The 25043-nt window shown below is 67.9% G+C and carries 20 protein-coding genes; 13 read left to right on the top strand and 7 right to left on the bottom strand.

Going from position 1 to position 25043, the window contains the following annotated elements; genetic code table 11:
- Positions 1 to 42: 42 nt before the first annotated feature.
- Genes RMO04_RS03895 through RMO04_RS03875 form a run of 5 tightly spaced genes read left to right on the top strand, consistent with a single transcriptional unit; the run spans position 43 to position 5797 of the window.
- A complete protein-coding gene (locus RMO04_RS03895) occupies positions 43 to 918 on the top strand; it encodes a hypothetical protein (protein ID WP_309643482.1) in 876 nt (291 codons plus the stop codon).
- Positions 919 to 978: 60 nt separating this feature from the next.
- Positions 979 to 1116 (top strand): hypothetical protein, encoded by a 138-nt coding sequence (locus tag RMO04_RS03890; protein WP_309643481.1) that lies wholly within the window; start codon positions 979 to 981, stop codon positions 1114 to 1116.
- The gene (locus RMO04_RS03885) at positions 1117 to 3237 is read left to right on the top strand and encodes an alpha-galactosidase (protein WP_309643480.1); all 2121 of its coding nucleotides are present in this window, start codon (positions 1117 to 1119) and stop codon (positions 3235 to 3237) included.
- Positions 3234 to 5183, top strand: coding sequence for a beta-galactosidase (locus RMO04_RS03880; protein WP_309643479.1), 1950 nt, complete (start codon positions 3234 to 3236; stop codon positions 5181 to 5183). Before RMO04_RS03885 ends, RMO04_RS03880 begins: the two co-directional genes overlap by 4 nt.
- Positions 5180 to 5797, top strand: coding sequence for a TetR/AcrR family transcriptional regulator (locus RMO04_RS03875; protein WP_309643478.1), 618 nt, complete (start codon positions 5180 to 5182; stop codon positions 5795 to 5797). The genes RMO04_RS03880 and RMO04_RS03875 overlap by 4 nt, the downstream gene beginning before the upstream one ends.
- A 13-nt stretch (positions 5798 to 5810) precedes the next feature.
- Here RMO04_RS03875 and RMO04_RS03870 read toward each other — a convergent pair whose 3' ends face one another.
- Genes RMO04_RS03870 through RMO04_RS03860 form a run of 3 tightly spaced genes read right to left on the bottom strand, consistent with a single transcriptional unit; the run spans position 5811 to position 10065 of the window.
- Entirely contained in the window at positions 5811 to 6608 is a 798-nt protein-coding gene (locus RMO04_RS03870; protein WP_309643477.1) for an alpha/beta hydrolase, read from the bottom strand.
- 24 nt (positions 6609 to 6632) lie between these two features.
- Entirely contained in the window at positions 6633 to 7598 is a 966-nt protein-coding gene (locus RMO04_RS03865) for an aldo/keto reductase (protein WP_309643476.1), read from the bottom strand.
- Positions 7599 to 7620: 22 nt separating this feature from the next.
- Entirely contained in the window at positions 7621 to 10065 is a 2445-nt protein-coding gene (locus RMO04_RS03860; protein ID WP_309643475.1) for an MFS transporter, read from the bottom strand.
- A 227-nt stretch (positions 10066 to 10292) separates the two neighbouring features.
- Here RMO04_RS03860 and RMO04_RS03855 point away from each other — a divergent pair, with 227 nt between their 5' ends.
- The 6 genes from RMO04_RS03855 to RMO04_RS03830 all read left to right on the top strand — a co-directional run bounded on the left by RMO04_RS03855 (position 10293) and on the right by RMO04_RS03830 (position 17630).
- On the top strand, positions 10293 to 12632 hold the full coding sequence (locus RMO04_RS03855; RefSeq protein WP_309643474.1) for a TonB-dependent receptor plug domain-containing protein: 2340 nt from the start codon (positions 10293 to 10295) through the stop codon (positions 12630 to 12632).
- A gap of 132 nt (positions 12633 to 12764) precedes the next feature.
- The gene (locus RMO04_RS03850) at positions 12765 to 13634 is read left to right on the top strand and encodes an SMP-30/gluconolactonase/LRE family protein (RefSeq protein WP_309643473.1); all 870 of its coding nucleotides are present in this window, start codon (positions 12765 to 12767) and stop codon (positions 13632 to 13634) included.
- Positions 13624 to 15348 carry an IlvD/Edd family dehydratase gene (locus tag RMO04_RS03845; protein ID WP_309643472.1) on the top strand — a complete coding sequence of 575 codons (1725 nt, stop codon included), beginning with the start codon at positions 13624 to 13626 and terminating at the stop codon, positions 15346 to 15348. Before RMO04_RS03850 ends, RMO04_RS03845 begins: the two co-directional genes overlap by 11 nt.
- Positions 15348 to 16097 (top strand): SDR family oxidoreductase, encoded by a 750-nt coding sequence (locus RMO04_RS03840; protein ID WP_309643471.1) that lies wholly within the window; start codon positions 15348 to 15350, stop codon positions 16095 to 16097. The genes RMO04_RS03845 and RMO04_RS03840 overlap by 1 nt, the downstream gene beginning before the upstream one ends.
- Positions 16094 to 17020: a 2-dehydro-3-deoxygalactonokinase gene (locus RMO04_RS03835; RefSeq protein WP_309643470.1), complete on the top strand. Its 927-nt coding sequence runs from the start codon at positions 16094 to 16096 to the stop codon at positions 17018 to 17020. The genes RMO04_RS03840 and RMO04_RS03835 overlap by 4 nt, the downstream gene beginning before the upstream one ends.
- Positions 17007 to 17630: a 2-dehydro-3-deoxy-6-phosphogalactonate aldolase gene (locus tag RMO04_RS03830; protein WP_309643469.1), complete on the top strand. Its 624-nt coding sequence runs from the start codon at positions 17007 to 17009 to the stop codon at positions 17628 to 17630. Before RMO04_RS03835 ends, RMO04_RS03830 begins: the two co-directional genes overlap by 14 nt.
- 74 nt (positions 17631 to 17704) lie before the next feature.
- Here RMO04_RS03830 and RMO04_RS03825 read toward each other — a convergent pair whose 3' ends face one another.
- From RMO04_RS03825 to RMO04_RS03810, 4 genes are all read right to left on the bottom strand, one after another.
- Positions 17705 to 18118: a hypothetical protein gene (locus tag RMO04_RS03825; protein ID WP_309643468.1), complete on the bottom strand. Its 414-nt coding sequence runs from the start codon at positions 18116 to 18118 to the stop codon at positions 17705 to 17707.
- 137 nt (positions 18119 to 18255) lie between these two features.
- On the bottom strand, positions 18256 to 19392 hold the full coding sequence (gene nagA / locus RMO04_RS03820; RefSeq protein ID WP_309643467.1) for an N-acetylglucosamine-6-phosphate deacetylase: 1137 nt from the start codon (positions 19390 to 19392) through the stop codon (positions 18256 to 18258).
- Entirely contained in the window at positions 19392 to 20393 is a 1002-nt protein-coding gene (locus RMO04_RS03815; RefSeq protein WP_309643466.1) for an SIS domain-containing protein, read from the bottom strand. The genes nagA and RMO04_RS03815 overlap by 1 nt, the downstream gene beginning before the upstream one ends.
- Positions 20394 to 20460: 67 nt before the next feature.
- Positions 20461 to 21198 (bottom strand): GntR family transcriptional regulator, encoded by a 738-nt coding sequence (locus RMO04_RS03810; RefSeq protein WP_309643465.1) that lies wholly within the window; start codon positions 21196 to 21198, stop codon positions 20461 to 20463.
- Positions 21199 to 21450: 252 nt separating this feature from the next.
- Here RMO04_RS03810 and RMO04_RS03805 point away from each other — a divergent pair, with 252 nt between their 5' ends.
- Both RMO04_RS03805 and RMO04_RS03800 read left to right on the top strand, forming a co-directional pair.
- A complete protein-coding gene (locus RMO04_RS03805; protein ID WP_309643464.1) occupies positions 21451 to 24096 on the top strand; it encodes a TonB-dependent receptor in 2646 nt (881 codons plus the stop codon).
- 91 nt (positions 24097 to 24187) lie between these two features.
- Positions 24188 to 25043 (top strand): family 20 glycosylhydrolase (locus RMO04_RS03800; RefSeq protein WP_309643463.1); only part of this gene is annotated, 856 nt, incomplete at its 3' end.

Below are 25043 nucleotides of genomic sequence, written 5' to 3'. Positions count from 1 at the left end.
CAATAAGCCGCGCGCCGGCGTCTGGGTCAAGGAGGATTGCCCGTGAGCGAGCCTTTCACCGCCGTCGAACGGGATGGGGTTCTGGCTGGCCCAGTGCGCCGCCCGGTCAATGTCTCGCGCGATGCGGTGGGATCGATCCATGATGACGATACGGCCAAGGCGCTGGGTTTCGTGGGCGGAACGGTGGCGGGCAACATTCATTTCGAACAGTTCCCACCGCTGATCTCGGCGCGTTTTGGCGAGGGCTGGCGTCTTAGGGGCGGCCTGTCGCTTCACTTTCTGAACGCCACCACGGACGGCGAGCCTGTTCAGGCCTTCGTGGGGTCCGCCGAACAGGCCGCGCCCGGCGTGCTCCGGGCCCCGGCCTGGATGGTGACTCCGGACGGCCTTCGCGTCAGCGAGGGCACGTGCTGGGCGGGCGGCGCGGATGCCGATTCGGCGCTTCGGCGGCGCCTGGCGCAACAACGCCCAGCTGCGGACCTGCGGATCCTGAAGGGGTCTCGCGTGGGCGACAGCGTGGTCGATATTCCAAGCCGCCTCGACGCGACCCTTTCGCTCCGGCGGCTGGAGGGCGTCACCGAGCCGTTGCCGGAATACCGCGACCCCAGCCTCTTCGGAGGTCTGGTCGCGGCGCCGGCGGTGGCCATCGATGCCCTACGCGTGGTGGAGGAGCCGCTCTTTCGGGCCAGCGGATTTGTCGGCCTGTTCGGCGCGATCGAGCTTGAGTATCTGGACGGTCCAATATTCCTCGATCACGACTACCTCGCTGATGGGCGAATTCTGGCGCTGGGAGAATCGCCGAAGACCGAGGTGGCTTGGTATGAGAGCACCTTGCGCGACGCCGCCGACGGGCGTCCGGTGGCCCGACTGGTCATGATGAGCCGGCTGATGAAAGCGTCCTCGGTCCTCTGGGTCTAGGCGCACCGGCGGGAAGGCGAGACGCCCTCAAGCGTCGCGATTGGCGTTGGGAGACTTGGCATGACGTCGAACGCGATGCAGTGGGGCGTCTTCGGGCTGGTGAGCTTTCTCGTCTGCGTCGCGCTGAATTGCCGGGGGTTCGGCCGCGAGGCGTCGGTGGCGCTCAGCCTTCGGCGCGAGCCGGCGCAAGGGGTCTAGATGAGCGCGCACGCAAGGCTGGAAGGTGGCGGAGAGACGCTGCTCATCAGTGTCCGTGGGGGGCGGCCCCATCTGGACTACTGGGGTCCGACGCTGCCGACGGCGCAATCGCAGGCCCTCGATCAACGACTGCTGGAACGGGCCGGCGCGCATGGCATGCTCGACGCTGGAGAGGCCTTCGACCTTTTTCCGGAGGCCGGTGTCGGGTTCACCGGCACGCCGGCCTTGCAGGCTTGGCGACCGTCCGGCGGTTTCGTCACGCAGCTGACGCACCGCGAGACCCGGACGACCCCTCAGGGAATTGACCTGGTCCTGGCCGACGATAGGGCCGGGGTGGAGGCGACCCTGGCGGTTCACGTCGAGCCAGCTACGGGCGTGGTCGAGTTTCGGAGCCGTATCCGCAACGTGGGGCGCGAGCCCCTGCGTCTGGATTGGGTCAGTTGCCCCGCCCTGGAGCTGTTCGACGGTGAGATCATGGCCTTCGGAGGGCGCTGGGCGCGGGAGCTCGACACCTATCGGTTTCGGCCCGGTCCGGGCCTCTGGGCGTCCGAGGCGCGAACCGGCCGGACGTCGCACCACGCACCACCCTTTCTCATCGCAGGCGAAACGGGCTTCAGCGAAAATCACGGTGAGGTTCTGGCGCTTCATCTGGCCTGGAGCGGCGATCATCGTCTCTTCGTGGAACGCCTACGCGACGGCCGACTTCAGGCGCAGGCCGGTGAGCTGTTCTGGCCGGGGGAGATGGTGCTTGATCCAGGCTCGGCCTACGAGACCCCAAGCCTGTTCGCGGCCCGTTCGAGCGACGGCCTGAACGGATTGAGCGATCGACTGCATCCCTTCGTCCGGGACCAGATCCTTGGGGGTCGCCTGCGCGAAAAGGCGCGGCCCGTCCATTTCAACACCTGGGAAGCGATCTATTTCCATCACGACCCGTCCGAGCTGAAGGCTCTGGCCGAGACGGCCGCCGCGGCTGGCGTCGAACGCTTCGTGCTAGACGACGGCTGGTTCCGGGGCCGCGACGACGACACCGCCGCCCTAGGCGACTGGTCTCCGGATCCGATCAAGTATCCCGACGGCCTTGGACCCCTAATCGCCCACGTCCGGGGTCTGGGGATGACCTTCGGCCTTTGGGTCGAACCGGAGATGGCCAACGCCGACTCCGATCTCCTGCGGCGCCATCCGGATTGGATTCTGGGGGATCCTGAACGCGTCCAGCCCCTGGGTCGGGGGCAGTTTGTCCTGGATCTGACGCGTTCGGAGGTTTTCGACGCGATCTTTGCTCAGATTGACGACCTGCTATCGGGTCACGCCATCGACTACCTCAAGTGGGACATGAACCGCGACCTGACCCATCCGGCGAGCCGCGGTCGTCCGGCAAGCCACGAACAGACCCTTGCGGTCTATCGGCTGATCGACCGTGTCAGGGCGGCCCACCCCGGCGTCGAGATCGAGGCCTGCGCCTCCGGCGGGGGGCGGGCCGACTATGAAATCCTGCGGCGAACAGATCGGATCTGGACGTCGGACTGCAATGATCCCATCGAACGCCAGGCGATCCAGCAGGCGTTCTCGATCTTCTTCCCGCCCGAGATCATGGGGTCCCATGTGGGCCCTTCCGCAAGCCACACCACCGCCCGGACGTCGAGCCTCGACCTGCGCGCGATGACAGCGCTGTTCGGCCACATGGGCGTGGAGGCCGACCTTCGCACCCTGTCGGCGCGGGAGCTGAACGCCCTCAAGGCGGCTATCTCGCTGCACAAATTCCTGCGGCCGCTGATCCATGGCGGACGCCTGATCCGCCAGGCGCGACCAGACCCCGGCGCGATCGCCTTCATGGTGGCGGGCGACGGGCGCGCCCTCGCCAGCCTTGCCCAGCTCGAAACGCCGCGCTTCAACGCCGCTGCGCCGCTGCGTCTGGCGGGCCTCGATCCGGAGGCGCTCTACGAGGTCAGGCTGGTCAATCCGCCCGCCCGGCCCGAGGCCGCGATGAAACAGATCCCAGCCCTGGTCCGCGGTGAAACCCTTGCGGCCACCGGCCGGTGGATCGCCCACGCGGGCTTGCCCACGCCCATCCTGCGCGCGGGCGAAATCGCCATCTTTCAACTCGACCGGATCACACGATGAAACTCGGCGTCTGCTACTATCCCGAACATTGGCCGGAAGAGCTTTGGGCGGACGACGCGCGGCGGATGGCCGAGCTGGGTATCAGCTGGGTCCGCATCGGCGAATTCGCCTGGAGCCGAATCGAGCCCGAGCGGGGCCGTTTCGACTGGGCCTGGCTGGACCGCGCCGTGGCGACCCTGGCCGCCGCCGGCCTGAAGATCGTAATGTGCACCCCCACGGCGACGCCGCCCAAGTGGCTGGTCGACGCCAAGCCCGAGATCTTGGCGTTGGACGCCAAGGGCCGGCCACGGGGCTTCGGCTCTCGCCGCCACTATTGTTTCTCGAGCGAGCCCTACCGGGCCGAATGCGCCCGGATCACCGAGGCGGTCGCCGGCCGATACGGCCGCCATCCCGGCGTCCACGCCTGGCAGACCGACAATGAATTCGGCTGTCACGACACCACCATCAGCTATTCAGCCGCCGCGGCTCAAGGCTTCCGGACCTGGCTCGCCGGCCGCTACCAGTCCGTCGACGCCCTCAACCGGGCCTGGGGCGCGGTGTTCTGGTCCCAGGAGTATGGGGACTTCAGCGAGGTGGACCCGCCCAATCTCACGGTCACCGAAGCCAATCCCAGCCATAGGCTGGACTACAACCGGTTCGCCTCCAGCGAGGTCGCGCGGTTCAACCGAATACAGTCCGAAATCCTGCGCCGACTGTCGCCGGGACGCGACATCACCCACAATTTCATGGGCTTCTACACCGAGTTCGATCACTTCGCCGTGGGCCGGGACCTGGACCTGGCGAGTTGGGATTCCTATCCGCTGGGGTTCCTCGAGCAGTTCTGGTTCTCGGAGGAGGAGAAGCTCCGCTATCTGCGCCAGGGGCACCCGGACATCTCGGCCTTCCACCACGACCTCTATCGCGGGGTCGGACGCGGGCGGTGGTGGGTGATGGAGCAACAGCCAGGGCCGGTGAACTGGGCCCGGTACAACCCCGCGCCACTGCCCGGCATGGTGCGATCCTGGACGTGGGAAGCCTTCGCTCACGGGGCCGAGGTGGTCTCCTATTTCCGATGGCGTCAGGCGCCTTTCGCCCAGGAGCAAATGCATGCCGGCCTGAACCGTCCAGACAACGCGCTTGACCAAGGCGGCGTGGAGGCCGCCGAGGTGGCCGCCGAGGCGGCCGGATTGGGCGAACTCGCGCCCTGCGGGCCAGCGGCCGTCGCCCTCCTGTTCAGCTACGAGGCCGACTGGCAGTTCGCCATCCAGCCGCACGCCCAGGGCTTTCGGTGGCTGCAGCTGGCGTTCGAAATGTATTCGGCCCTGCGCCGTCTTGGCCTCGATGTCGACATCCTGCCCCCCGACGCCGACCTCTCCGGCTATGCCCTTGTGATCGCACCCTCGCTTCCGATCCTGTCGGAGGCGACCCTCACCGCGCTCGAGACGTCCGGCGCGGTCGTGCTGTTCGGGCCCAGGACCGGGTCGCGAACTCCGGAGGGCCACATCCCCGTCAATCTGCCGCCCGGCCCCCTCCAGTCGCGGCTGCCGGTGCGGGTGACGCGCGTGGAAAGCCTCCGCCCGGGGGCCGGGCCGAGCGTGGAGCACTCCGGACGGTCCTTCGCCGGCCGGCTTTGGCGCGAAGTCCTGGAGACCGATCTGCCGCCCCTGGCGACCTTTTCGGACGGCGGGACGGCCTGGACGGCGCATGCGTCCTGGCATTATCTGGCCACCTGGCCGGAGGCTGCGCTGCTCGACCTTGTGATCGCCCGTGTCGCCCTGGAGGCGGATCTGCCCGTCCTGGCGCTTGAGGAGGGGGTGCGCCTGCGCCGGCGCGGGGATGTGCGCTTCGCCTTCAACTTCGCACCGGAAGGCCGCCGCACGCCCGCCCCGATCGGTGCGCACTACGTCTTGGGCGGACCCGACTTGCCCCCAGCGGGCCTTGCGGCGTGGAAAGTCGGCGCGCCATGAGCGCCGTCGCGCCGCGCAAGCGAACGCGCCTGACCCCTGGTGCTCGCCGCGACCAGATCCTGGATGAGGCCGCGCGCCTGTTGCTCGAGGAGGGGCTGTATGCGGTGAACATGGAGCGCTTGGCGCGCGACGTGGGGATCAGCAAGGGCTTGGTCTACAACTACTTTCCCACTCGCGATGCGCTGCTCACCGCGCTGTTGTCCCGCGAGCAGGCCGAGTTGCGCGACCGCGGCATGGCCCGCGCCCTGCAGGCGGAGAGCTATGCTGACCTGATCCGCCAGACGACCGGGCTCTATCTCGAGCAGACCCGCGACCGCGGCGCCTTGATCGCGGCCCTTTTGTCGGATCCCTCCGTCTCCAAGCTCATGGAAGCCGAAAACCGAGCCGACCGTGACCGCACCGCGCGCTTCTTCGTCCGCGCCACCCGCCGGGCTTATGACCTTCCATTGCCGCTCGCGATCGTGGTCGTGGAGATGTTGTGGGCGGTCACCGATCGGGCCGGAAAGCTGGTGGCGGAGAAGCAGCTCGACGTGGAAGCGGCCACGGAGCTGTGCGTGGAACTGATCACCGGCGGCCTGGCCGGGCTCGACCGCGACCTTGTCCTGAAGACGTAGCCGCCGCGAAGGGCTAGGCCGAGCCGCTCAAAAACCACTGAACAGCTTCCAGGTAGAGCGGAAAGTTCTCGCGGCGGACATTGTGTCCGGCGCCCTTGATCTGGACCGCCTGGATGTTGGCGTTCAGGGACATCGCCTCTTCGGCTATGGCCGGCGTCACCAGGCTCCCCAATTCCACCTCTCCATGGACAAGCAGGGTCGGAACCGCGATGCGGTCGACAAGCTCGCGCCAGGACGTTGTGAGCTCCGGCAAGGCGGCGGGATCGACTTGCCGCTTGGCGGCCGCCCAGTCGGGGCGATCCTCGGGGCGCCAGTCCGGGTGCGTCGTTTGTCCAAGGGCGTCGATTCCGGCGTCCGACATGGATCGATACCTCTCCACCATTTCGCGAAATTTCTGGCGTCGGGCCGCGGAGGGCGGGGCGTCGGCCGAAACCCGGAACGGCGGGTCCTCAAGGACGACCTTGGCGACACCGTCGGGGTTGTTGTTCGCGTGGGCGGCGGTCGCCCAGGCGCCCACGGAGTGACCCATGACGATCGGAGTCTGCAGGCCCAGCGCCGCGATCGCCTCGCCAAGGTCCCGACTGGGATCAAACGATTCTTCGCCGGTCAGGCGCGTGCTCGCGCCATGCCCGCGCGCGTCCAGCATGACGATGTCGAACCGGCCTTCCAGAGCCGAGGCCAGTCGGCGCCAACAGAGGCCGTTGTCCGTCAGCCCGTGCGACAGGACGAGGGACGGCCCGCGGCCTGCGGTGCGGTGATAGGCCAGGGCGCCGCCAGACACCCGAACGGTCCCGCTTGACCAGGATGTCATGGCCATCGCTCCCAAAGGGGCAGCCTACCAGGCATAGGCTTCCGGAGCCGGACCGGGTCCGGGGAATATGTCATCGAGTCTCGCGAGGGTTTCGGCGTCGAGGCGAAGCTCCGGCGCGCGCAGCACCGAGGCCAGCTGATCGCGCCGCCGCGGCCCGATGATCGCGGATGAGACACCCGGACGCTGCAGCAACCAGGCCAGGGCGACCGCGCTGGGGGTCTCGCCGAGGTCGTCACAGATGCGCCCGAACTGGGCGAGTTGCTCGGCGTAGGCCGCCGCGGTCGCGACCGATGACTCCGATCGCCGCCGCCCATCCGGGTCGGAGTCGCCGCCGGCCAATAGGCCGCCCGCGAGGGGGCTCCAGACCACCAGCCCCACGCCATAGGCCTGGCAGGCGGGGATCACCTCAAGCTCGGCGCGGCGCTCGATGAGGTTGTAGAGGCTTTGCTCCGACACAAGGCCCAGGCCGCGCCGCGCACTGGCCTGTTCATTGGCGCGGGCGATGAACCATCCTGGGAAGTTGCTGGATCCGACATAGGTGATCTTTCCCTGCGCGATCAGCCGGTCCATGGCCTGCCAAATCTCCTCGATCGGCGCGGCGCGGTCGATGTGGTGCATCTGGTAGAGATCGATGTGGTCGACGCCCAGCCGCCGGAGGCTGGCGTCGCACGCCTGCTGGATGTGTCGAGCCGACAATCCGCGGTCGTTCACATCCTCCGACATCGGTTCGTGGACCTTGGTGGCCAGAACGATCCGTCGACGGCGGCTTGGGTCCTGCGCGAGCCAACGCCCGAGCAAGGACTCCGTGGCGCCGACGCCGAGGCGGCCGCCATACTGGTCGGCGGTGTCGATCAGGTTGATCCCGGCCTCGATCGCCGCGTCCAGGATCGCGAAACTGTCGCTCTCCGAGGTGGCTGGGCCGAAGTTCATGGTGCCAAGGCCAAGCTCGCTCACCTGGAGCGCGGAACGGCCTAGCCGACGGTACTTCATGAGACGCTCCGGGGCGAAAGGGTCACGGCGCGCGCAGGGTGGCGCCGGTGACGAGGGTTTCGCTCGAGTCGGCGACGCAATGTCGGACCCTGCGCTGGGCCCGGTCAGAGAGCTTGAGGGCGTCCGCATAGGTGATGCCGGGCACGATCGGCTCCCGGAACCACGGCGCGTAAAACTCGAGATTGGGGATGGACCGGATGGCGTCGGACACGTTCGGCGTACCGCCATGCCAGGCGCGGACATCGCGGATCATGATCGCGCCGGCCGGGGCGGGGCAAACCGTGCTGAGGCGCATCCATTCCGGCTCGTCGGCGAGCCCGGGGATGGGCGCGCGGGACATTTGGGTGCCGGGAATCTGACGGGTGGGGCCGTTCAGGCGGGTGACGTCCTGAGGCAGGAAATTCACGCAGACATAGGGGGTCGGCAGGTCTCGGATGCTCACCTGGCCCAGGGGATCGTGAAAGGCGCTGAAGGGTGTCGCGGGGCCGCTCCAGTCGCGGACATCGGAGTGCAGGGGTTGGTACTCGACGGCTCCCGGCAGGCAGAAGTCTCCGCTGGCCGCCCGCAGCACATAGTCCTCCGACCCGAAGATCGCGCTGACGACCTCGTTGACCACCGGGATGTCGAGCAGCATCTGCCACTCGGGCCGGTGCAGCTGGCTTCGCGTGAGGCTTGATCCCCCGAAGGAATACCGGTGCGATCCGCGGTTGCCCTGCCGGCCCGCGTCGAGCGCCAGGATTTCGTCGGCCGCCTCCGTGCAGCCTCGGGCGAGGATCTCCACCTGCGCGCTGTCCAGCACGTCGGCGATGACGACGAAGCCGTCGCGGCGGAAGAGCTCAACGGCGTGGCGAGCTTCCGCGACGGCGAGAACGTCAAGGCCGCGTATGCCCGTGTTGGCCTCCAGATAGGCGCGCAGGGCCACGATTTCGGGGTCCGCCAGCCAAGCCGAGGGCTCGGCGGCCGCGTCGCGTGATGTTCCCATGATCGCCTCCATTTCCGCCGTCGCCGGCCTTATTGTAATAAACGTCAATAGACCGGTTCGTCGGGTCCGCGCAAGGCCTAGACCTTCGGCGCTTCCGCCTCGGGCGGGGATCGGTCCCGGAGGGAAGCAGCAATGGCGGCGTGGCGCGCGCGTGATGCCATAGGAGGCGAAGATCAGCATCGACGCCACCGCCACGATCGCGGGCAGCGGTCCCCAGATCCAGACCAGGCCGACCTGGACATCGTGCGGGGGCAGGGCTCCGAGGGACTGACCAAGATCGTCGGGGAAGCCGATGACATCCAGCGCGACGCCGGCCAACAGGACGCCCACACCGATGGCGGCCTTGTTGGCGAAGGCCAGTCCGGCGAAATAGAGGCCCTCCCGGCGGCGGCCAAACAGGTGCTCGTGCTCGTCGGTGGCGTCGGCCATCATGGAGGGATAGGCGACGCTCACGAACCCGAGGCCAATTCCGGCCACGAAGGAGTTGAGCTGCATCGGCGCGAGCGCGGCCGCCCCCGTGGGGCTGTAGACCCCCAGCAACCAGGATCCCTGCAGCACCAGCCAGTTGGCGATGAGCAGTGACAGACCGATGAGCACCACGGTCTTCTTCTCGAGCCGCGCCTGGATGCGAGGCGCGCCGCCCACCCCCAGCAGCAGGCCGGCCACGAAGGCGTAGGTTATGAACTGGATGTCTTCGCTCTTCAGGCGCCAGACGAAGACGAAGGCGTGGCTGTTGAGGGTCGCGTTCAGGCCCTGCGCCACATAGGTGACCACGGCGGACACGAACAGCAGCCGGAAGGAGGGGTTGGCGAAGATCTCCTTCAGTTCGGCCGGAAGTCGGCGGCCCAGGGATTGGGCGATCTGCTCGGGTTGGGGCAGGGCGCCCGCAAAGCGCCGCAGGCCAAGACAGCAGGCGCTCATGCAGACGCAGAGGATGGCGGCGGCCGACCAGCCGAAGCCCGGATAGCCCTCGGCGCGTTGCAGCCCGCCCTCGGCGAAGAACACCGAAAAGCCCAGGGCGGTGATCGCAAGCCCCGAGAGGACGCCGGCGACCGATCGGTAGACGACGATGCTTGTCCTCTCGGCATAGTCGCCGCTCAGCTCCGCGCCGAGCGCGACATAGGGGACATGAAACATCGAGATCGCGCTGCGTCCCGCCACCGACAGGGTCGCCAGCCACGCGAACAGGAGCGGGTCGCTCAGCCCCGGGGGCGGTGAAAACAGCAGGCCGACGGAGAGTGTGGTGAGCGGGATCGCCGCGATCATCGGAGGCAGGCGGCGTCCCAGGCGCGACTTGATATTGTCCGACCACGATCCGATCAGGGGGTCGACGAGCGCGTCGGAGGCCAAACCCACGGCGAGCGCCGCGCCCACCAGGGCGCCCGACAGGCCGAGCACCACCGAGTAGTAGAAGAACACGAACCCCACGGCGGTGTCGAACCCCCCGGACTGGGCCGCCTGTCCCAGGCTGTAGAAGATCTTCACGGTGATAGTGGGGCGGCGATCGGTGGGCGCGTCGAGCGTCCGATCCGCCCCCCGGACCGATGAACGGGGCCCCAAACCGGCTCGTGCCATCTCCACCCCTCGCTATTGACGGTAAGTGTAATTGCTCTTGACGACGGCGTCAGGCTCAACCTACCTATTGACGATAGTTACAATAATCATGCTGGCGAACAAGGGGGCGCGCCCCTGCGCCGGAGGGGAGTGCGAAGATGATCACCTACCGTTTCGCCGCGTTGGCCGCGGTGTCCACCATCGCCCTGCTGACGGCGTCGCCGGCCTGCGCCCAGGCCGCCAACGAGCTCGAGGAGCTCGTGGTCACCGCCCAGAAGCGCGAGCAGAACCTGCAGGACGTTCCGATCGCCGTCAGCGCCTTCTCCGAGGCCGCCCTGGACCGCGTGCAGATCGAGGACGCCACCGACATCCAGCTCTCGATCCCGAACGCCGTCCTGACGGGGAACGACCGCTTCACCCTTCGTGGCGTCGGCAACAACGCGCTGGGCGCGGTCGATCTTGGCGTGCCTTCGTTCGTCAATGGCGCGGCCATCGGTTACCCGCCGCAGAACGAGTTCTTCGACATGGCGCGGATTGAGGTGCTGCGAGGCCCTCAGGGAACGCTTTACGGCCGCAACACCACCGGCGGGGCCATCAACTTCATCACCCGCAAGCCCGGCACCGCCTTTGGCGGTGAGGCGAGCGTGCAGGTCGGCAATTTCTCCAGCGTCCGCCTCGGCGGAGCCGTTGACCTTCCGCTGGGCGAAAAGGTCGCCGTGCGCCTGGCCGGCTACAGCCTGGACCGGGATGGCTACACGCAGAACGTTTCCACGGGCAACGACGTCGACGGGCGCGACCAGTGGTCCTTGCGGGGCACCGCGACCTTCGACATCGGACCTGACACCAGCGCCACCCTCGTGTTGAGCCGCTTTGAGGAGGACAGCTCCCGGGCGCGCGAGGGCAAGCGGCTGTGCCGGGCCCACCCGGTGCTCGGCTGCGATCCCAACGTCCTGGGTTTTGATTCACCCGACGCCAACACCACCATCCTGCAAACGCTGTCGCGGCTATTCACGCCATTCCCGGCCGGCGGCAACATCTATGCCGGGGCCCCCAACCCCACCGACCTGCGCAAGATCGCCGCCGATACCGATCCGACCTATCTTTTCGACCAGAGCACGGCGTCGTTCGAGTTCCAGCACGACTTCGGATCCCTGACCCTCGCCGGGGTCGCGGCCTATTCGAAGTTCTCCACCGAGCAAAACACAGACTGGGACAACGCCGACCTGCCCTTCCGCTTCACCCAACCGATCACCTACTTCAAGGATCGGGACACCCAGGTCACCACCAACCGGCTCCTGACCACCGACAGCTTCACCTCGCGAGGAACCACCAAGACCGGCGAGCTGCGGCTCGCCTCTCAATTCGAGGGACGCTTCGACTTCCTGCTGGGCGGCTTTTACCTCGAGGGGACCGGGTCTGGCGGGTTCGAGACTTGGCATCCCGCGATCGAGGCGTTCCAGAAGGCGCAGGGGCGTCCCCAGGAGACCTGGCGGGTGTCGACCCTGTCACGCAATGGGAAGAACGCCACCTGGGCGCTGTTTGGGGAAACCTATTTCGAGCTGGCCGAGAGCCTGCGGCTCACACTCGGCGCCCGCTACACGGAAGAGGAACGTTCGGGCGAATCCCGCTCGATCGTGCTCGCGCCCCTCGGCCCCTGGATCTATTCCAAGTTCGACGGCCAGAAGGCGACCTACAAGGCCGCGGTGGATTGGACGCCGGACCTGAGCTTCACCGACAAGACCCTGATCTACGGCTCGGTCGCCACGGGCTACAAGGGCGGCGGCCTGAACTCGGGCACCGCCGCTGGGTTTGGGCCGGAGACTGTCACGGCCTACGAGGTGGGCGCCAAGAACAGCCTTGCGGACGGCGCCCTGCAAGCCAATGTGACGGCCTTCTACTACGACTATACGGGGCTGCAGCTCGGCCAGCGGATCAATGGCGGGGTCGTGACCCGCAACGCGGACGCGACGATCTATGGGCTCGAAGGCGAGTTCGCCTACGCTGCCGGCGACAACTGGCTGTTCGACGCCAATCTCTCCTATCTCCACACCCGGATCGGCACGTTCCTCAGCGAGGACGCCGCCAACCCCGCGCAGAGTCTCACGGCGACGTCGCCGCCCGTGCGGATCAATCTCGAGGGCAACGAACTCCCCCACTCCCCGGGCTTCAAGGTCAAGGCGGGCGCGCAGTACCAGACCGATCCCTTCCGCGGAAACTGGTCGGCGACCTTCCGGATCGACGCGACCTGGCAGGATTCCTACTTCGCCCGCGAGTACAACACGCCCACAGATCGGATCGACTCCTGGGGGGTGATCGACCTGCAGGTGCGCCTAGACAACGATCCCGCGGGACTGGGCGTGCGCGTCTTCGTCAAGAACCTCACGGACGACGACAACATCACCAACATCATCATCGAGGACGCCTTGATCGGACGTTATCGCAACGCCCGGCTCCTCGAGCCCAGAACCTACGGCGTCATCGTCCAGAAGCGCTTCTAGGTCGCCCGCGCCGGGCGGTTTTCACGCCGCGTCAATGGCGATCCCTGGGGCGCCATTGACGTGCGCGCGGCAAAGCCGGCGAAGTGATTTGATGGACAGGCGCGCGACAACATGACGGCCCTGGAGTGTCGGGTGAACTCGGGTGATCGGCTGGGCGAAGGTCCCTGCTGGTCGCCGGCCGAGGGGCGTCTCTACTGGTTCGACATCAAGGGGCGCGCGCTCAACTGGCACGAGCCGGCCAGCGGGCGCTGGGAACGCCGCGATCTCGGTCTGCGGGCCAGCGCCGCGGCGGTCCGCGAAGCCGGGGGCCTGCTGCTGGCCACGGAGCAGGGGCTCGCCCTTTGGGACCCGCGCGGCGAGAGATTGTCCCTCGTCCAGCCGATGGCGTTGGAGCCGGGCTTCCGGACCAACGACGGCAAGGTCGATCCTCACGGCGACTTCTGGTGGAGCACGATGGACGACGATGACGGGCGCCGACCCGGAACGGTCTATCGCACGCGTGCGTCGGGCCAGACCGAGGCCGTGATCAGCCCCATCCATATCGCCAACACGATGAGCTTCAGCCCAGACGGGCTGCGGCTCTATCTGGCGGACTCCAGAGCCCAGGCCATCTACGCCTACGACATGAACGATCTCAGCCAGCGAACCGAGTTCGCCCATACCCGCGGCGAGGCCGCGACGCCTGACGGCGGCGCCGTCGACGCCCAAGGGTTCCTCTGGAACGCGCAGTGGGGAGGAGGGCGCCTCGTCCGCTACGCGCCCGATGGCCGTATCGACCTCACCGTCCAAGTCCCCGTCGACCAGCCGACCAGCTGCGCCTTCGGCGGGCCTGGGCTGAGGACCCTCTTCGTCACCAGCGCCTGGGACGGGCTGTCGCCAGCTGAGCGGCGGAGCCAGCCCCTCGCCGGCGCCCTGTTCGCTTTCCAGCCGGATGTCGGCGGCTTGCCGCTTCCGCTCTTTGCGGGCGCATTCCCCGCCTCGGAGACCCTTCATGACCGATAAGTCGTCGCGCAGTCAGAAGAACTTCGGGAAGCTCGACCGGGACGGCTTCATCCATCGGAGCTGGATCAAGGGAACGGGCCTGCCGGAGCATGTCTTCGACGGGCGACCGGTGATCGGCATCTGCAACACCTGGTCTGAGTTGGTCACCTGCCAGTTTCATCTCCGCGACCTCGCCGAATATGTGAAACGCGGCGTCTGGGAGGCGGGCGGCGTGCCGATCGAGTTTCCGGCCATGTCGCTCCCCGAAACCCAGATGCGGCCCACAGCCATGCTGTTTCGCAACCTCCTGGCCATGGAGGTGGAGGAGAGCATCCGCGCCAACCCCATCGACGGCGTCGTGTTGCTCGGCGGTTGCGACAAGACCACGCCAGGGCAGTTGATGGGCGCGGCCAGCGTCGACCTGCCCACCATGATCGTGTCGTCGGGTCCGATGCTGAACGGCAAGTTCAAGGGTCGCGACATCGGTTCGGGGACCGATGTCTGGCGGTTCTCGGAGTCGGTGCGGGCTGGCGAGATGTCCCTGGCCGACTTCATGGGCGCGGAGGCCGGCATGAGCCGCAGCCACGGGACCTGCAACACCATGGGCACCGCCTCGACCATGGCCAGCCTGATCGAAGCCCTGGGCGTCAGCCTCCCCAACAACGCGGCCCTCCCGGGGGTGGACGCGCGTCGCAAGACCCTGGCCCACCTGACCGGCAATCGCATTGTCGAACTGGTGAAACAGGACGTGCGCCTGTCGCAGATCCTCACGCGCGAAGCCTTCGAGAACGCCATCCTCATGCACGCCGCCATCGGCGGATCGACAAACGCCGTGGTGCATCTCCTGGCGCTGGCCGGTCGGGTCGGCGTTCCCTTGACCCTCGAGGACTTCGACAGGATCGGGCGCGAGGTTCCGTTGCTGGTCAATCTGATGCCCTCGGGCCAGTTCCTGATGGAGGACTTCTGCTACGCCGGCGGATGCCCCGCGGTGATCAAGGAGCTAGGCGTCCTGTTCCGCCGCGAGGCGCTGACGGTTTCCGGCTTCACGCAGGGCGCCATCGCCGAGGCCGCCGAGGTCTGGAACCGCGATGTGATCGCGACGCGGCAGAGCCCCTTCGGACCGTCGTCCGGCGTCTGGGTGTTGCGCGGAAACCTCTGTCCCGACGGTGCGATCCTGAAGCCCAGCGCCGCCTCCCCGGACCTCCTGTCACATCGCGGCCGGGCCGTGGTGTTCGAGACCATCGAGGACTACCACGCCCGAATCGACGATCCGGACCTGGAGGTCGACGCGACCTCGGTGCTGGTCCTGAAGGGGTGCGGTCCGGCGGGCTATCCCGGCATGCCGGAGGTGGGCAACATGGCCCTCCCGGCAAAACTGCTCGCCCAGGGGGTTCGCGACATGGTCCGCATCTCCGACGCGCGGATGAGCGGCACCGCCTACGGGACGGTCATCCTGCACGTGGCGCCCGAGGCCCATGTGGGCGGGCCGCTCGCCTTGGTGCGCGATGGCGACGAGATCATCCTGGACGGACCTGGCCGCACGCTCGAGCTGGTCGTCGACGCCGAGGAGCTGACGCGCCGGCGGGCGACCTGGGAGAGCTTGCGTCCGCCGCCCGCCTACAGTCGCGGCTGGGCCAAGCTCTATGTCGACACCGTGCTGCAGGCCGACCGGGGCGTCGACCTGGACTTCCTGGTGGGAAGGTCGAGCGCCGACGTCACGCGGGAATCCCACTGATGGGGGGCGCCCAGTATCCCAGCCTCAAGGGCCGCGTGACCTTCATCACCGGCGGCGCCAGCGGTATCGGCGCCAGTCTGGTGGCCCAGTTCCATGCTCAGGGCGCGCGGGTCGCCTTCATCGATCGACAGGAAGAGGCGGGACAGGCCCTGGCCGAACGGCTTCCCGGCGTTTGGTTCCGGGCGCTTGACGTCACCGACACGGCCGCGCTGACGCAGGCGATCGCGGCGGCCGGCGCGGAGCTGGGCCAGGTGAGCGTGCTGGTGAACAACGTGGCCGACGACACCCGCCGTGCGGCGGACGCAACGTCCCCCGAGGCGTGGCGCGCGGCCCTGGCGGTCAATCTGGACCCGGTCTTCGTCGCATCGACCGTGGTCCACCCCATGATGCGGAGCGCGGGGGCGGGAGCGATCATCAATGTCAGCTCGATCAACGCCCTCTGGGGGGCCGCCGGCATGGCCGGCTATGTCGCCGCCAAGGGGGCGATCAACAGCCTGACCAAGGCGCTCGCGCGCGAGTGGGGCCCTGACGGCGTCCGGGTCAACGCCCTGTCCCCCGGGTGGGTCGCTACGGAACGCCAGCTTGAGCTTTGGCTGACGCCGCAGGCCGAGGCGGAATGGGCCCGGCAGGTCGCCCTGCCAGGCCGGATAACCCCCGACGACATCGCCCGGGCCGCCCTGTTCCTAGCCTCCGACGACAGCCGCATGATGACCGGCCAGAACCTCGTCATCGACGCTGGGCGGACATGACCGGCGCAGCCACCCTCCTGGCCTGCGATTGGGGCACCACCAATCTCCGGGCTTGGACGCTCGACGATGACGGAGCGGTGCTGAAAGCTCAGGGGTTTCCGTTCGGGGTGGGGCGGCTGAACGCGGGCGAGGCGCCGCGGCGGCTGTCCGATGTGCGGGCCGCCCTGGGGGCGGAGGGGCTTCCGGCGATCCTCTGCGGCATGGTGGGCTCCAATCTCGGATGGGTCGCGACGCCCTACGCCGACCTGCCTGCGGACGCCGCCGACCTCGCCGCGGGCCTGGTGGAGGTCGCCGATCCCGCGGGCCGCGTGCGGATCGTGCCCGGACTGCGGAGCAACGGTTTCAACGGCGCGGGCGATGTGATGCGCGGTGAGGAGACCCAGCTTTTCGGGTGGCTGGCCGCGAACCCGGCGCGCAGGAAAGGCCGCCAGGTCGTCTGTCATCCGGGAACACACACCAAATGGATGGTGGTCGAAGAGGGGCGGCTCACCGCCTTCTGCACCGCGATGACCGGCGAGCTTTTCGCTGTCCTGACCAAACACAGCGTGCTGCGGAGCGAGGCGGCGGCGGACGATGTCACGGCGTTCGAGGAGGGGCTCGACGCCGCGGGGGCTGGCGATGCGCTGGCGGCCCGGCTCTTCGCGGCGCGCGGTCGCCTTGTCGCGCAGGGGCGCGCGCCGGAGACCGCATCGAGCTACCTGTCTGGCTTGCTCATCGGGGCCGACGTCGCCGCCACGCCCGCGCTTATCGGCATCGGAAACGCAGAGCCCGTGGCGCTGCTGGGTGACCTGGAGCTGTGCGCGCACTATGGCCGCGCGCTCGCCTCCCGGGGCCGCAAGCATGAGATTTTCAACGGCGAGGCGGCGGCGATCGCCGGCCTTCACGCGCTTCACCACGGGAGACTGGCCGATGACCCTGGATGAGGCGCTCGCCCAGTGCCCGGTCGTGGCGATCCTTCGCGGGATAGGTCCTGCGGAGGCGTGCGACCATGTGACCGCGCTATTCGAGGCGGGTGTCCGCGTCGTCGAGGTTCCGTTGAATTCGCCGGAACCGCTGACAAGCATAGGCGAGATCGCCCATAGGTTCGGCGAGGCCATGATCGTGGGCGCCGGCACGGTTCTGAACGAGGGACAGGTCGACGCCGTCGCCGCGGTGGGCGGTCGCCTCATCGTGTCGCCCAACACCACGCCGAGGGTTATCGCAAGCGCGCTGGGGCTGGGTCTCGATCCCGTTCCGGGGTTCGCCTCGGCCACCGAGGCCTTCGCCGCCATCGAGGCGGGGGCTCACCATCTCAAGCTCTTCCCTGCGGTGAGCTACGGGCCGGGACATCTGAAGCAACTCAAGGCGGTTTTACCACCGGAGCGCCGGGTCTGGGCCGTGGGCGGCGTGTCGGCGGAAAATATCTCCGAATGGTCGATGGGCGGCGCCCGTGCGTTCGGCCTGGGCGGTGAGCTCTATCGCGCCGGGCAATCTGTGCTCGAGACCGCGGCGAACGCGACGAGGGCCGTCAACGCGGCTCTGGCTCTCAGGTAACACTACGCGCGAAGCCACGGGTCCGGTCCGAGTTTGCCTGCTGCCCCTGAACTGCAGTGCGCGACAGCGGTCGACTAGGCCTGACGCCCGGTTCTGCGGCCCAGGACGCCTTGGCCCCACGGTACCGCGGCGAACCCGAGTTGAGCAGAGAGGCCCAGCGCCCCGGCGGCCCGACCATACGACTGGACGTGGGTTTCGAGAGTCTGACCGAACAGGACGACCGCCAGCCCCGCTTCGGCGGACATGAGCAGCAGAAACGCGATCAACCCCATGCTCAGGCGGACTCCGGACTTCGGTGGGACTGAGAAGCGCCGCACCGCCCACCCACAGACTATCCAGCTCAATCCGAGAACGATGGGGGCTTCCAACAGGACCGCGCCGATCTCTCCGATGCGGGGCGCGATCGCGAGGACCCGGACGACACCGACCGCGAAGGCGCAGACGAAGACCACGATGAAATAGCTAGCGGCGGCGAGGAGGAGCTTCATGGCGGTGAGCGACGCCCTTACTGGCTGGTCGGCGTCGTAGGGATAGTACTTAAGAGCAACGCATAGCGACCCCGCCGTTCAGGATCGAGGCATCTTTGACATCCGCGAAGGGTCTGACGGGCTGGGTCTAAAGCCCCTCAGGCGACGTAACGCCGACCGGCGATCCAGGTCTCGACAACGGTCAGGTCCTGGTCGGCGACGACCAGGTCGGCCGCCGCGCCGATCGCGATGCGGCCGCGCGCGTCCTGCACGCCGAGGAAGGCGGCGGGATTGACGGAGGCCATCTCGACCGCGGTCTGGAGGTCCAGTCCCGTGAGCGCCACGGCGTTGCGGACCGCGCTCATCAGGTCGAGATCCGATCCCGCCAGGGTGCCATCCTCGTCGACGCAGACCCCGTCGACCACGTGGATCGCCCGCCCCTGGAGCGTGAAGGACTTCTGCGTCATCCCCACGCTGGGCATGGCGTCGGTCACCAGCATGAACCGGTTCAAGGGCTTGGCGCGGAAGGCGATCCCCAGGGTCGCCGGGTGGATATGGCGGCCGTCGACGATGACGCCGCACCAGCTCTCCGGATCGTCCAGCGCCGCCCCGACGGCGCCGGGCGCGCGGCTGGTCAGGGGCGACATGGCGTTGAACAGGTGGGTGAAGCCGGTCACGCCCGCGTTCAGCGCCGAGCGCAGCCGCTCATAGGTGGCGTTGGTATGGCCCGCGGCGACGGTGACGCCGGCGGCGCGAAGGCGGCCGATCATCTCGTCGGTGGTGGTCTCGGGCGCCAGAGTGACCAGGGTACGACCTCGCCGCGCCGAGGTGAGCAGCCGAAAAGCCGCTTCGTCGAGCGTCCGGAACTTGGAGGCGTCGTGCACCCCCTTGCGGCTCTCGGCCAGGAACGGGCCCTCGATATGGATACCGAGGACCCCCGGCACACCCTGTTCGATCGCCGCGTCGACGGCGCCGATAGCCCGCTCCACCGTCGCCAGGTCGTCGCTGATCAAGGTGGGCAGGAAGCCCGTGGTTCCGAACCGCCGATGCGCCGCGCCGATCGTGGCGATCGCTTCGACCGTGGGGGTGGCGTTGAACAGCATGCCGCCGCCGCCGTTCACCTGGGTGTCGATGAAGCCCGGCAGCAGATAACGACCCTCGAGATCGATCCTCTGGTCGCTCGCGACGGCGTCGCCCGATTGCACGGCGGTTATCCGTTCGCCGTCGACGACAACGGTGGCCGCCTCGAACCCGCGCGCGGTCAGGACCTGGCCATTTACGAAGGCTGTGGTCATCAGACGGTCTCGGTCACCTTGTTGAGGTGCGGCGGCCGGTCGGGGTCGTGACCCCGCGCCAGCGAGAGCGCATTGGCCATCCGGTAGAAGCCCTGGATTCGGACGATGGGCTCCAGGACGGGATGGGCGGCAAGGGTCGGCAGGAGGTCGGACGGTGGGCCGCCGGCCAGCAGGACGTCGGCGCCGCGCCGCTCCAGGCCTCGAACCATCTCCAGCACACTGGCCTGGGTCTCGTCGGCCTGGGCGAAGACGAGGACCGGAAAGCCCGTCGTGACCAGGGCCATGGGACCATGCAGCACCTCGGCGGCGCTGAAGGCCTCGGCGTGCAGGCCGCAGGTCTCCTTGAATTTCAGCGCCGCTTCCTGGGCGACCGCGAAACCGACCCCGCGCCCGAGCACATAGAGATTGTGGGCCGCCTTCAACCGCGTCGCCGCGGGGCTCCAATCGAGCGCCCAGGCCTGCGACAGGACCTGCGGCAGCGCCTCGAGCCCGGCGGCGAGTTGGTCGTCCCGCGTCCAGGCCGCGACCAGTTGGGCGATGGCGGCGAGCGCGGCGATGTAGGACTTGGTCGCTGCGACGCTGCGCTCCGGTCCGGCGTGCAGGGGCAGGACGCGGTCGGCCAGGGCGGCCAGGGGCGAGGTCTCGTCATTGACCAGGGCCACGACGAGGGCCCCGCCGCGCTTGGCGGCCTCGACGGCCGACAACAGGTCCGGGCTTCTCCCCGATTGCGAGATGGCCAGGTAGAGGACACCCTCCATCTGAGGTTCAGTGGCGTAGACCGAGCTCACGGAAAGCGCCGCCGACGAGGTGAGCACTCCGGTCCCCGTCTCCACCAGATACTTGGCGTATGTCGCCGCGTGATCGGACGAGCCGCGCGCGCAGGTGACCACGGCGCGGGGTTTCAGCGCGCGCAGCTCCGCGCCCAAGGCCTCCGCCGCGTCGCGATTGGCGGCCAGAAGGCGCGCCACGACGGCCGGCGCCTCGGCGGCTTCTCTGAACATGCGCGTGTCCTGCGGACGCGTCGCGGACTGGGACTTCAAGCGCTTTCTCCGAGGCACGGCGGTTTCACTAGAGGGCGTTCAGCTCGGCGACAAAGTCGTAGGCGTCGCCGCGATAGTAGGATTGGGTGACCTCCACCGCGCGCCCGTCCTTCAGAAAGCCCCGCCGCTCGATCAGCAGCCCCGGATCGCGGGCGGCGATAGTCAACAGCTCGGCCTGTTCGGGGGTGAAGAGCACCGCGCGCAGGCGCTGCAGGGCGCGGGCGGGGCGGTGGCCGGTCTTTTCCAAGGCCTCGTAGAGCGACGTCTCCACGAAATCGGCGGATGGCATGGCGAAGGCCGGGACGGTGGAATACTCCAGCGCCATGGGCGCCCCGTCGGCATAGCGAATCCGATTGAACCGATAGACTGGCGCGCCGGGCGAAAGTCCGAGGGTCAGCGACTCCTCGGGCGTCACCTGGCCCTCCGCTTTCGAGAGCCAGGTCGAGTGCGGCGTGCGCCCGCGCGAAATCATGTCCTCCGTGAACGACGAGAGCTTGGAGAAGCTTTTCTCCACCCGCGCGGCGACGAAGGTGCCCGCACCCTGGCGCCGGGTCAGCAGCCCCTCGGCCACCAGGCCATCCAGAGCCTTGCGAACCGTGATTCGCGACACCCCCAGCTCCTCGGCCAGCTCACGTTCGGCCGGCAGGGCGTCGTCCGGACCCAATACCCTGTTCTGGATCGCCACGCGCAGGGCGCGCTGGAGCTGCCGGTAGAGCGGGGCGTGCTCGTCGGTGTCCAGCCGTCCGATGCGATCGGAAAAGCTCAAGGGCGTATCTCCAGCTCGGGTCGGGCCAACCTGACGAACCGTCGGCGTGACGTTTCGTGAGACCACTTAGATACCAATATATACGAGGAGCGCAATTGGTCTCTTTTTGGGCTTGTCAATTTTATGAAACTGCGCACAGATCGGTGCTGCAGGTCGGTGAACGCCAGTTTATGCGCTGAAGCGCTTACAATTGGTATCACATTGGGCATGCGTCGGCTCCGGCGATCGGCCGGAATTCTGGGGAGAAGCCGAGTGAACAGATATCGTAAGTCTCTACTGATCGCATCGGTCAGCGCCGCCACCATCGGTCTCTCGGGCCCGGTCTTCGCACAAGTCTCGACGGTCGACGAGGTGGTGGTCACTGGCATCCTGGCCTCGCAGCGCGCCTCCATCGAAACCAAGCGGTCCGCCGACGCCGTCGTCGAGGCGCTGACCGCCGAGGACGTGGGCAAGTTCCCCGACAAGAACCTGGCCGAGGCCTTGCAGCGGGTTCCAGGCATCGTCATCAACCGTGAGTATGGCGAAGGCGAGCGCGTCAGCCTGAGAGGCACCGCGCCGAACCTGACCCGCACCTCGCTGAACGGCCACAGCCTGGCGACGGCCGACTGGTTCATCCTGGATCAGCAGCAGGCGACCCGCTCCTTCAACTTCCTGATGCTGCCGTCCGAGATCATCGGCCGGATCGAGGTCTATAAGAGCCCGACGGCGGCGCTCGAGGAGGGCGGCGTCGGCGGCCTGATCGATGTTTCCACCCGCCACCCGCTGGATCTCAAGCCCTTCTATATCGGCGCGTCGCTGCAAGGCGCCTACACCCAGAAGTCCGACAACTGGTCGCCCCAGGCCTCTGGCCTGATCTCGTGGAAAAACGCGGACGAGACCTTCGGCGTGCTCGCCGCCGTGACCCGTCAGGAGCGCGAGATCCGCCGCGACGGCGTCGAGGTGCTTGGCTATTCCGATTACACGCGGCCGGGCGGGACCGTGGTCAGCATCCCATCGCTGATCGGCTCGGCCCTGTTCCAGCAGGAGCGGGTGCGCACCGGCGGCAACATCGCCATCCAGTACAAGCCCTCCGACGCCTTCGAGGTCGAGCTGACGGGCCTGATCAGCAAGTTCGACGCCGACAACTTCAACCAGAACTTCATGGCCTGGGGCTCCAACGCCCTGGGCAACCCGCTGGGAACCCTGACCAACGCCACGATCCAGAACGGCACGGCGGTGGCCGGCCGGATCACCTCGGCGCCGGGCGGCCGTGGCGTGGTGTTCGACGCCATTTCGCGGATCGCCCGCACCAACACCCGCAACATCGACCTGGACGTGAAGTGGAAGCCCGCCGAGGGCTGGGAACTGCACGGCAAGATCGGCTACACCGACGCCGAGGGGAACACCGAGAGCCAGCCCTTCGTCGAGTTCGCCGCGCCGGCCGCCTTCGACTTCGATCTGCGCGGCGGCGTGCCGAAGGTGACCTATCTCAACATCGACCCGACCAATCCGGGCCAGATGATCTTCGACTTCGCCTCCCTGCATAAGATCACCAACGACGACAGTGAGTTCTACGTCTACGGCGACGCCGCCCGGGAGGTCGAGTGGGGGCCGGTCCACACGCTTCGGTTCGGCTTGAAGCACACCAAGCATGAGCGCTCGGTCGACTTCCAGGCGACGACATTCGGCGGCTTCTTCATGCCACTGGCCGCCGCCGGGTGCGGCGGGGCGTGTTCGGCGAGGAGCTTCGCCGGCTCGGTGACGCCCGGCGACTTCCTGGAGAACATCGCGGTTCCGGGCACCCTGACCCGCTACTTCCAGGTCGACCGCAACAAGCTGAACACAATCCTGCAGGGACAGCCGGCCAGCGTGCGGGCGCGGATCCCGCTCTATAGCGAGATCTTCGACGTCGAGGAGAAGACCCTCGGAGGCTACGTCCTGGGCGAGTTCGGTGGCGACGACTGGCGCGGCAATGTCGGGGTCCGGGTGATCAAGACCGAGCAGGCCGCCGGCGGCTACCTGCAGGGCGCGGGTCCGATCGTGAATCCCTTCGGCGCCTTCACCCGCGTCGACACCGACCGGTCCTATACCGACGTCCTGCCCAGCCTGAACATCGCCTTCGATCTGTCGGAGGACCTGGTCGTGCGCTTCGCGGCGGCCCGGACCATGGCGCGGCCGGACTATACCGACATCGCCCCACGGGTGACCCTCAACGTCGGCGCCCTGTCCGGCGGCGGCGGCAATCCGGACATCGACCCCTACCGCGCCAACCAGTTCGACGTGTCGCTGGAATGGTATCCGCGGGCCGACACCATCCTGGCCGCCAGCCTGTACTACAAGGACATCCAGTCCTTCATCACCGACCGGCCGGTCCAGGAGCGCTTCCAGGTCGAGACCGGGACCCCGAACCTCACCCGCTGCACCGCGGTGGGCGGGGGCAATCCGAACCTCTTCAACTGCCTGTTCGACATCAACCGGCGGGCCAATGGCGGCGGCGGCAAGCTCCAGGGCCTCGAGCTCACCGCCCAGGCGCCGATCTGGAACGGTTTCGGCGTGCAGACCAACTACACCTACTCCGACTCCGAGACCCAAAGCGGCGATCCGCTGCCGGGCAATTCCGAGCACACCTTCAACCTGGTGGGCTTCTACGAGAATGAGCACATCACGGCGCGCCTGGCCTACACCTACCGCTCGGAGTTCTTCGTGACCTTCGACCGGGCCACGCCGCTCAACCAGGACGCCTTGGAGTCGCTGGACGGATCGCTGGCCTACAACGTCAACGACAATGTCACCCTGACCTTCGACGCCATCAACATCACCGAGGAGAAGATCGTCCAGTATTCGGGCGACGCGTCGCGGCCGCGCGGGACTTACGACAACGGCCGGCAATTCTATGCGGGCGTGCGGCTCAAGTTCTGAGCCGCCGCTGGCTGCGGGCGAGGGGGCCATGCCCGGCCGCCTCGTCCGCGACCGCTTCCTAAGGCCGCCTGGTTCGGGTCAGGATGACTTCATGATCCGTCGCCGGCCGAGTTCCTCCCCCAATCCCCCCCTCCGCGAGAGCGAAGGTCCTGGGCGGGGCGGCTTGCCGCTCCGCCTTCTTTTTGCGCGGTCGCAGACAATGCTTCGTTCCCTGGTCCTGGCCGCCCTCCTCATCGTCGCCCCGGCCGCCGCGGTCGCGCAGGTCTCGCTGATCCCCGCGCCTGCGCGCGAGACGTCCGCGCCGGGCGCCTTTCACCTGTCGGCACGGACGGTGATCTCGTTCGAGCCCGGCGACCAGCAGGCCCGGGCGACGGCTCAGGTCCTAGCCGATCTGCTGGCGCGCAGCCGTGGCCTGAAGCTCGCCATCCGCGCACCTCGGCCGGGGGACAGCGTCATCCATATCGCCGGCGGCGAAGGCGCCGGCGAGGCCTATCGGGTGCAGGTCGCGCCAGGCAAGATCAGCGTCGCGGCGGCCGGCGGCGCGGGCCAATTCTACGGCGCCGTCAGCGTCTGGCAGCTCGCCACCCAGAGCCCCGGCCGGGGCGCCGTCGATATCCCAAGCGTGACCCTCGACGACCAGCCCCGGTTCGGGTGGCGCGGTCTGATGCTCGACAGCGCGCGGCACTTTCAGTCGCCAGCCTTCATCAAGAAGTTGATCGACGCGATGACGGCGCACAAGCTCAACACGCTGCATTGGCACCTTGTCGACGATCAGGGTTGGCGCATCGAGATCAAGAAATATCCGCGTCTGACCGAAGTCGGCGCATGGCGCACTCCGGCGACAGCCCCTGGCGCGCCGCGGCGTAGTCGACCAACTCGCGCACCTCGTCCTGGGTGTAGAAGCCGCCGATCATGCGTGGCTTGCCGGTCGCGGGGTCGATGTCCTT

It is taken from the genome of Phenylobacterium sp., from assembly GCF_031412415.1.
In the GTDB taxonomy this organism is placed as follows: domain Bacteria; phylum Pseudomonadota; class Alphaproteobacteria; order Caulobacterales; family Caulobacteraceae; genus Phenylobacterium.
This window is presented reverse-complemented; position numbering and strand designations above follow the sequence as displayed.

What these genes read in the sequence shown, in the direction of transcription:
- RMO04_RS03845 (WP_309643472.1), top strand. Translation starts at nt 13,624, where the DNA reads ATGACCGATAAGTCGTCGCGCAGTCAGAAGAACTTCGGGAAGCTCGAC.
- RMO04_RS03870 (WP_309643477.1), bottom strand. Translation starts at nt 6,608, where the DNA reads ATGACATCCTGGTCAAGCGGGACCGTTCGGGTGTCTGGCGGCGCCCTG.
- RMO04_RS03890 (WP_309643481.1), top strand. Translation starts at nt 979, where the DNA reads ATGACGTCGAACGCGATGCAGTGGGGCGTCTTCGGGCTGGTGAGCTTT.
- RMO04_RS03830 (WP_309643469.1), top strand. Translation starts at nt 17,007, where the DNA reads ATGACCCTGGATGAGGCGCTCGCCCAGTGCCCGGTCGTGGCGATCCTT.
- RMO04_RS03815 (WP_309643466.1), bottom strand. Translation starts at nt 20,393, where the DNA reads ATGTTCAGAGAAGCCGCCGAGGCGCCGGCCGTCGTGGCGCGCCTTCTG.
- RMO04_RS03880 (WP_309643479.1), top strand. Translation starts at nt 3,234, where the DNA reads ATGAAACTCGGCGTCTGCTACTATCCCGAACATTGGCCGGAAGAGCTT.
- RMO04_RS03885 (WP_309643480.1), top strand. Translation starts at nt 1,117, where the DNA reads ATGAGCGCGCACGCAAGGCTGGAAGGTGGCGGAGAGACGCTGCTCATC.
- RMO04_RS03840 (WP_309643471.1), top strand. Translation starts at nt 15,348, where the DNA reads ATGGGGGGCGCCCAGTATCCCAGCCTCAAGGGCCGCGTGACCTTCATC.
- RMO04_RS03865 (WP_309643476.1), bottom strand. Translation starts at nt 7,598, where the DNA reads ATGAAGTACCGTCGGCTAGGCCGTTCCGCGCTCCAGGTGAGCGAGCTT.
- RMO04_RS03855 (WP_309643474.1), top strand. Translation starts at nt 10,293, where the DNA reads ATGATCACCTACCGTTTCGCCGCGTTGGCCGCGGTGTCCACCATCGCC.
- nagA (WP_309643467.1), bottom strand. Translation starts at nt 19,392, where the DNA reads ATGACCACAGCCTTCGTAAATGGCCAGGTCCTGACCGCGCGCGGGTTC.
- RMO04_RS03825 (WP_309643468.1), bottom strand. Translation starts at nt 18,118, where the DNA reads ATGAAGCTCCTCCTCGCCGCCGCTAGCTATTTCATCGTGGTCTTCGTC.
- RMO04_RS03875 (WP_309643478.1), top strand. Translation starts at nt 5,180, where the DNA reads ATGAGCGCCGTCGCGCCGCGCAAGCGAACGCGCCTGACCCCTGGTGCT.
- RMO04_RS03835 (WP_309643470.1), top strand. Translation starts at nt 16,094, where the DNA reads ATGACCGGCGCAGCCACCCTCCTGGCCTGCGATTGGGGCACCACCAAT.